The 6,095-nt window shown below is 68.1% G+C and carries 8 protein-coding genes; 1 reads left to right on the forward strand and 7 read right to left on the reverse strand.

Annotated elements, in window-relative coordinates; genetic code table 11:
* Nucleotides 1-120: 120 nt before the first annotated feature.
* Together ACFWPJ_RS22120 and ACFWPJ_RS22125 are read right to left on the reverse strand one after the other, a co-directional pair.
* Entirely contained in the window at nt 121-513 is a 393-nt protein-coding gene (locus tag ACFWPJ_RS22120; RefSeq protein WP_378854169.1) for a hypothetical protein, read from the reverse strand.
* Between the two features lie 133 nt (nt 514-646).
* Nucleotides 647-1,444 carry a carbohydrate-binding protein gene (locus tag ACFWPJ_RS22125; RefSeq protein WP_378854171.1) on the reverse strand — a complete coding sequence of 266 codons (798 nt, stop codon included), beginning with the start codon at nt 1,442-1,444 and terminating at the stop codon, nt 647-649.
* A gap of 345 nt (nt 1,445-1,789) precedes the next feature.
* On the opposite strand from ACFWPJ_RS22125, the gene ACFWPJ_RS22130 reads away from it, so the two are divergent.
* Nucleotides 1,790-2,113 carry a TetR/AcrR family transcriptional regulator gene (locus ACFWPJ_RS22130; protein ID WP_378854173.1) on the forward strand — a complete coding sequence of 108 codons (324 nt, stop codon included), beginning with the start codon at nt 1,790-1,792 and terminating at the stop codon, nt 2,111-2,113.
* 7 nt (nt 2,114-2,120) lie between these two features.
* On the opposite strand, the gene ACFWPJ_RS22135 is transcribed toward ACFWPJ_RS22130, so the two are convergent.
* From ACFWPJ_RS22135 to ACFWPJ_RS22155, 5 genes are read right to left on the reverse strand one after another with little or no spacing between them, the layout of a single operon-like run.
* Nucleotides 2,121-3,326 carry a cytochrome P450 gene (locus tag ACFWPJ_RS22135; RefSeq protein ID WP_378854175.1) on the reverse strand — a complete coding sequence of 402 codons (1,206 nt, stop codon included), beginning with the start codon at nt 3,324-3,326 and terminating at the stop codon, nt 2,121-2,123.
* Entirely contained in the window at nt 3,323-3,925 is a 603-nt protein-coding gene (locus tag ACFWPJ_RS22140; RefSeq protein WP_378854177.1) for an ATP/GTP-binding protein, read from the reverse strand. The genes ACFWPJ_RS22135 and ACFWPJ_RS22140 overlap by 4 nt, the downstream gene beginning before the upstream one ends.
* Nucleotides 3,900-4,250: a DUF742 domain-containing protein gene (locus ACFWPJ_RS22145; RefSeq protein ID WP_378854179.1), complete on the reverse strand. Its 351-nt coding sequence runs from the start codon at nt 4,248-4,250 to the stop codon at nt 3,900-3,902. The genes ACFWPJ_RS22140 and ACFWPJ_RS22145 overlap by 26 nt, the downstream gene beginning before the upstream one ends.
* Nucleotides 4,250-4,660 carry a roadblock/LC7 domain-containing protein gene (locus ACFWPJ_RS22150; RefSeq protein WP_378854181.1) on the reverse strand — a complete coding sequence of 137 codons (411 nt, stop codon included), beginning with the start codon at nt 4,658-4,660 and terminating at the stop codon, nt 4,250-4,252. The genes ACFWPJ_RS22145 and ACFWPJ_RS22150 overlap by 1 nt, the downstream gene beginning before the upstream one ends.
* Nucleotides 4,638-6,020: a sensor histidine kinase gene (locus ACFWPJ_RS22155; protein WP_378854183.1), complete on the reverse strand. Its 1,383-nt coding sequence runs from the start codon at nt 6,018-6,020 to the stop codon at nt 4,638-4,640. Before ACFWPJ_RS22155 ends, ACFWPJ_RS22150 begins: the two co-directional genes overlap by 23 nt.
* Nucleotides 6,021-6,095 lie beyond the last annotated feature (75 nt).

The following is a 6,095-nucleotide window of genomic DNA, read 5'->3' on the forward strand; positions in this document are numbered from 1 at the left end:
CGCCATTCCAATAAGTAGTGGGCGAGGCCGGGCGAGAAAATCAGGGCGGCGTGGTCGAAGAGGTGGGTTACGGGGGGGGGGGGCCGGCGCGGCGCGCCCGGGGCCACCGTCGTGTTCGGGTCAGCCGCCGGTGACCACGCAGGATTCGCCGAAACGGTAGCCCCTGCCGACGCTCACATCGGCGCCGCGGCCGACGCCGCCCTGCAGCGCCGCCAGGCTGTGCGGGCCGCTGCTCGACGGCACCCAGTCGATGGTGGCGATGCCGTCGAGTGGGACGACCACGGCCAGCAGGGCGCCGTTGTCGTAGAAGGAGACAGGTTCGATGCCGACGCTGAGCCTGGCCACCAGATGGTGGGTGCAGCCGGTGCCGTAGTTGGTTGCCATCCCGACGCTGAGTCCGGGGTCGACCGTCAATTGCGAGACCGCCGCGGAGGCGGACGGTGAGCCGATCGTCATGGCCAGCAATGCCGTCCCGGTGGCCGCGAAGGCGAGGGCGAATTTCCTGTCACTCATATCTCACGTCCTTGTGCTGCGGGCCGGCCGAACGCGAGGCCGGCGAGTCGTGTTCAATCCTCACCCCATCGTGGGGGCGATGGTGGGAGAACACACGAAACGTTTGCTGCTCGCCGGGCCTCGGTGCGTATCGCTAGAGCCGCGACCAGAGTGCGGGCGTGTTCGGCGGCGTCCAGTTCGGGTCGTGGACGGTGTGCGCCTGCCTGCAGCTGTAGGTGACGCCCTGGTAGGTGACCTTGTCGCCGATCGCGTAGGTGGCGCCCTGCCGCCACGACGTCGCCGCGGGTGCGGTGGTCGTCGGGTGGTGGTGGGTGGTCGTTGCGGGTGGCGTGGTGGTTGCCGGGGGTTTGGTGGTCGGTGCGGGCGGTGTGGTGGTCGTCGGTTTCGTGGTCGTGGGTTTCGGGGTGGTCGTGCTCCCGCCTCCGCCGCCGATCTCGAGGTCGACGCAGCTGTAGAAGGCTGCCGCGGTGTCGCCGATATTCCACACCGCGCGCAATTTCTGGCGGCCGGAGTAGTTCGACAGGTCGACGGTGTGGGTGACCTCCATCGGCGGCTGTTCATTGCGGCCGTCGATCACCGCGATCCGCGTGTTCCCGATGAAATACTCCCAATTCAGGGTGCGATGATTGGCAGTGTTCTTCCACGTGAAGGTCGTGCGCCCGGATACTTTCTGCGGCACCCAGCCGAGACTGTCGTCATCGAGTTCCGGATACTTGTTCGCGCTGCAATTATTCAGGCCTTTCGGACCCTCGACACTTTGCGGTTCATATTTCACCGCACCACAGGAGACAATCCCCTTGGCGCATTGTTCCTGCCTACTGGCCGGGCCGGTGACCCAGCCGTGAGCGTTGGCATTCGCGGTGGGGACCAGCAGAGTGGCGAGGGGCGCCAAGGCCATGACTCCGGCGACGGACAGAATTCGACTTCGCACTATCAATACTCCTAGGAAACACACGGAGGGCGGCAGGGGCCGGCGTGCCGTCCGGGGAAACCATTTCGAGCGATGACGGTAGGTCGGCGAAGATCACCAGTCAAGGGTGGGAATAGCGAAAAATACGGCTACTCGCCGGTATTCGAAGCCCGCGCACGCTCGGTGCGAATTCAGCGAACAATTCCCCATTCGAACCAACCGGTTCGCACCTGCGGCAAACGAGCGGCTAAATCCCCAGTTCCCAGACTTTCGGAAGTTTGCCGGAAGTTGCCGGAACGCCGTTCAGTTGGCAACAAGGACTCTTACTTAGAAGACGGGCAGGACTCCGCCGCGGGCAGGCGAACGTTGCGCGAGTTCCTCGAAATTAGTCCGGTCGAAGAGATCGATTGCCCCGAGATCCGTGGTCATCGCCGCCGCCTTTCCTGGTTCCTCGAACGCGGCATCGACGACGTCACCGCCGAGGACATCGCCGCGGCCGCCGGCTGCTCCCGCGCGACGATGTACCGCTACGTCGGCGAGAAACCGCGCCTGGTCCGCGCGGTCATGGTCAGGGCCGCGGGCACGATCGTGCGGGTCGTGCTCTCGCTGCTCACCTGGCCACTGCCCGATGCCGCGGCCGAGCGTCAACTGGTCGAACGGTTCGTCGGTCCGGCTCTGCGCGCCCGCTGAGCGCGGATCAGGGCATCGGCAGCGGGGGCGTCTTCGGGAACTCGACCGGCAGCGCGGCCAGCGAACGGTGGAACGGGCCGGGTCGCCACACCAGTTCCTCGGCGGGCACGGCCAGTGTCAATTCCGGGAGCGCGTCGAGCAATTGGTCGATCGCGTCCTGCACGATCAGATACGCCACCGACTTGGCGGGGCAACCGTGCGGGCCCGCGCTCCAGGCCAGATGCGCCCGGTTGTCGACCACATCGCGGCCCGCGATGGCCGGATCGTTGTTGCAGGCCGACATGCTGATCACGACCGGTTCGTGCGCGGGCAGCCACATCTCGTCGATCAGGATCGGCTGCCGCGGATAGGTCATGCAGAAGTTGGCCAGCGGCGGGTCGGTGAAGAGCACCTCGTCGAGCGCGTCGCGGGTGGACAGGCTGCCACCGAGCACATTGCCCGCGAAACGAGCGTCGGTGAGCATCAACCGCAGGGTGTTGACCACCAGGTTCAGCATCGGCTCGATGCCGGCGCCGTAGAGCACCAGCAGCTGATGCACCATCTCCTCGTCGGTGAGCGCGGCCGGGTGGTGCAGCAGCCGGGTGGCGACATCGTCGCCCGGCTCGCGCTGCCGCAGTGCGACCAGGTCGGTCAGCGCGGAGGCGAGCAGGTTGTTGCCCGCTTCGGCGTCGTGGCCCTCGAAGATCTGCGCCATGCCGGTGGCGACCTGCGCCCCGATCTCCGGTGTGCAACCGAGCATCGAGTTCAGCGCCTGGAACACCAGCGGAAACGCGTACTGGCTCAACAGGTCCGCCGAGCCGGTCGCGCAGAAGCTGTTGATCAGCGGGATCGCGAACTGCTCGATGGTGGCGTGCATCGCGTACAGGTCGACGCCAGCGATGCCTGCGACATTGGCCTGCCGGTACCTGGCGTGCTCGGCGCCGGTGGTGCGCAGCGCGGCAGGGCGGAACTGCAGCATCGGCAGCACCGGGCAGTCCTGCGGGATGCTGCGCTGCCAGATCCGCGGATCGGCCGGGAAGTGCTCGGGATCGTTGAGGATCCGCACCGCCGTGCGGTACCCGATCACCAGCGTCGCCCGGATTCCCGGTGACAACTCGACCGGCACCACCGAACCGAACCGGCGCCGCATCTCCCGGTAAGCCGCCTGGGGATCGGCGGCGAACTCGGGCGCGTACATCGGCACCCGCTCGTCGGCCGAGAGGTCCACCGTCATGTCGCGTTTGCTTCCTGCCTGCGGAACAGGTACTCCGCCAACGTGATCAGCGCGCGCATGCCGTGGTCGCGGCGGCGGGCGTCGACGGCGACGACCGGGGTGTCCGGCGCCAGGTCGAGCGCCTCGCGCACTTCCTCGAGCGGGTAGCGCCGGAAGCCCTCGAACTCGTTGACCGCCACCGCGTACGGAACCCCGCGCTTTTCCAGCGCCGAGAGCACGTCGTCGGCCTTCTCGATGCGCCGGGTGTCGACGAGCACGAGCGCGCCCAGCGCGCCACGGGCCAGCTCCTCCCACAGCGGGGCGAAGCGTTCCTGGCCGGGCGTGCCGAAAAGATACAGCGCCAGTTGCGGATTCAGGGTGATCCGGCCGAAATCCAGGGCGACGGTGGTCTGTACCTTGCTGCCGAGCCCGGCCATGTCGTCGACGCCGATGCTCGCCTCGGTGATCGTCTCCTCGGTGCGCAGCGGCCTGATCTCGGAGACGCCGCACACGAACGTCGTCTTGCCGACGCCGAAATTTCCTGCGACCAGGATCTTCACCGACCGCGTCACGGTCTCCGCGACGTAGTCGACCTCACCCCGCGATGGCACGGAGACCATGCAGCACCTCCTTGATCAACGCGAGTTCCGGCTTCACTTCGGCCGGAGTCGGGCACTGTAGATGTCCGCTGTCGAGCAGATCGGACACGATGATCTTCACGACCGACGCGGGCAGATCCAGATACGCCGACAGTTCGGCGATGGACAGCGCGCCGCGGCGACTGGTGAGCGCGAGTACCCGGCGCTCGTCGGGCCGATGATCGGGCCGCGCGTCGGCGAGGGCGCGGACCAGGGTCACCAGGTCCAGTTCATGCGCGGCCCGCACCCGTCCGCCGGTGCGCACATACGACCTGACCAGATCGGGATCGCGCCTGCCGCGACTCATTACCTGCCACCGTGGCGCGGCGCGCTACCGATCTCGTGGCCGACGCGCGAGGCCAGTTCGTTCATCCGGTGCGCCACCAGCGCGACGTCGACGTCAGCGGTGGTGGCGACGCCTAGCAGCGCACCCACCCCGGCCGCGGTGATCATGATCATGCCCTCGTCGTACTCGGTCATGTTCTGGCGCACCACGTTCGACGATCCGCCGCAGAACTCGCCGAGCGCCTTGCCGAGCGAGCGCAGGCCGGAGGCCGCCGCGGCGAACCGTTCGGCGTCGTCCTTGGCCACGCCACGGGAGTGGGCGATCCGCAGTCCGTCATCGGACAGCAGCACCGCGAAGCGGACGCCGGGGATCTCCAGATCCTCGAGCAGCCACGCTAGTCGGTTCGTGCTATCGGCTACCGGTGTGCTCATCGGCTGTTCCTTCCGTGGTTCGCTCGGCCGCGGCGAGGCGACCGCTGCGGGAACCGCTGTGCCAGGCAGCGGCGAGGTCGGGGCGAGCATTGCCCGATTCGGTGGGCACTCCCGCCGAATCCGGCGCGACCGGCCTGCGGCGGCGCTTGGGCAATCCCCCACTGGTGATCTCGTGCACTTCGGCGCGGGGCCCGTCGGCCTCGACCGGCACCGGTACCGGAACATGCGCCGGCGCGGCCAGTTCCGGCTCCGGCAACCGCGGCGCGGCACCGCTGACCAGCAGTGCCGAGGGCACATAGACCATCGCCCGCATGCCGCCGAAGATGTTGGGACCGTCGACGTGGACGGAGAAGCCGTAGCGCCGCGCCAGCGCAGCGATACCGGGGAACCCGACCTTCGGCGCCGGTCCGAGATCATGGATGTCGACGGCGCGTTCGCCGCTGAGCACCTGGCGCGCGTCCTCGAGCTGCTCGGGGCTCATCCGCATACCCGCGTCATCGATGATGACGGTGACGCCGTGATGCCCCTCCTGGAAGCCGACCTCGACGAACGACGACGGCGGCGAGTAGCGCAGCGCGTTGTCGAGCAGGGTGGCCAGGGTGTGCACGAGCGGTTCGACCGCGCGGCTGATCACGACCCGATCGGACTGCCCCGACCGCACGCGCAGGAATTCCCTGACCCGCCCGGTGGCACCGCCCGCCACATCGGTGAGCGACTGCTGCGGCCAGCGACGGCCGGGCAGGCCACCGGAGACGATCACATAGGACTGCGCCTGCCGGATCATCTGCTGCACGGTGTGGTCGATCCGGGTCAGCGTCTCGTAGATGGCGTCGTCGCGATGCTCGCGCAGCGCGGCACTCACGACCGGGCCGAGGTCGGTGCCGAGGCTGACCACCGAGGTGCCGAACGAGCGCACCGCGGCGCTGGTGGCGGCCCGCGAGGACGCCGACAGCTCGGCCTGCGCGTCCTCCTTGGCGGCTACGACCTCGTTGAGCCTGCGCTGCTCGCCGTAGCGTTCGACCATCGCCCTGGTCTCCTCGGAGACCACACGCAGATCCTCGGCGTGACCGGTGGCGATCATCTGCAGCACCTGGCCGACCTGCGAATGGTGCAGTTCCACGGGCAGATCGACAGCCATCGCCGGGATCTCGTGCCTGCGCATCGCGTCGGTGATCGAGGGCAGTGTCGTCTGCGCCAGCTGGATCAGCGCGTTCTCCAACGCGACGCGCTCACGGATGGCGGCGTCGGCGCGCAGTCGCTCCTGGCGCTCGTTGCGCATGGCGAAGACCGTCACGGCCAGCGCGAGCAGCAACAGCGGCGCTCCGATGACGAGTAACAGCACCGCGATTCCTGAGTTCATCAGATCTTTCGTCGTCGTCGACCACACCACGCCCTGGCCGGTGGGCCCTCACCGGCCGACCCGGGAGGCATTCGC

Source organism: Nocardia sp. NPDC058497 (assembly GCF_042720195.1).
GTDB lineage: Bacteria > Actinomycetota > Actinomycetes > Mycobacteriales > Mycobacteriaceae > Nocardia.

What these genes read in the sequence shown, in the direction of transcription:
- ACFWPJ_RS22120 (WP_378854169.1), bottom strand. Translation starts at nt 513, where the DNA reads ATGAGTGACAGGAAATTCGCCCTCGCCTTCGCGGCCACCGGGACGGCA.
- ACFWPJ_RS22135 (WP_378854175.1), bottom strand. Translation starts at nt 3,326, where the DNA reads ATGACGGTGGACCTCTCGGCCGACGAGCGGGTGCCGATGTACGCGCCC.
- ACFWPJ_RS22140 (WP_378854177.1), bottom strand. Translation starts at nt 3,925, where the DNA reads ATGGTCTCCGTGCCATCGCGGGGTGAGGTCGACTACGTCGCGGAGACC.
- ACFWPJ_RS22145 (WP_378854179.1), bottom strand. Translation starts at nt 4,250, where the DNA reads ATGAGTCGCGGCAGGCGCGATCCCGATCTGGTCAGGTCGTATGTGCGC.
- ACFWPJ_RS22150 (WP_378854181.1), bottom strand. Translation starts at nt 4,660, where the DNA reads ATGAGCACACCGGTAGCCGATAGCACGAACCGACTAGCGTGGCTGCTC.
- ACFWPJ_RS22155 (WP_378854183.1), bottom strand. Translation starts at nt 6,020, where the DNA reads ATGAACTCAGGAATCGCGGTGCTGTTACTCGTCATCGGAGCGCCGCTG.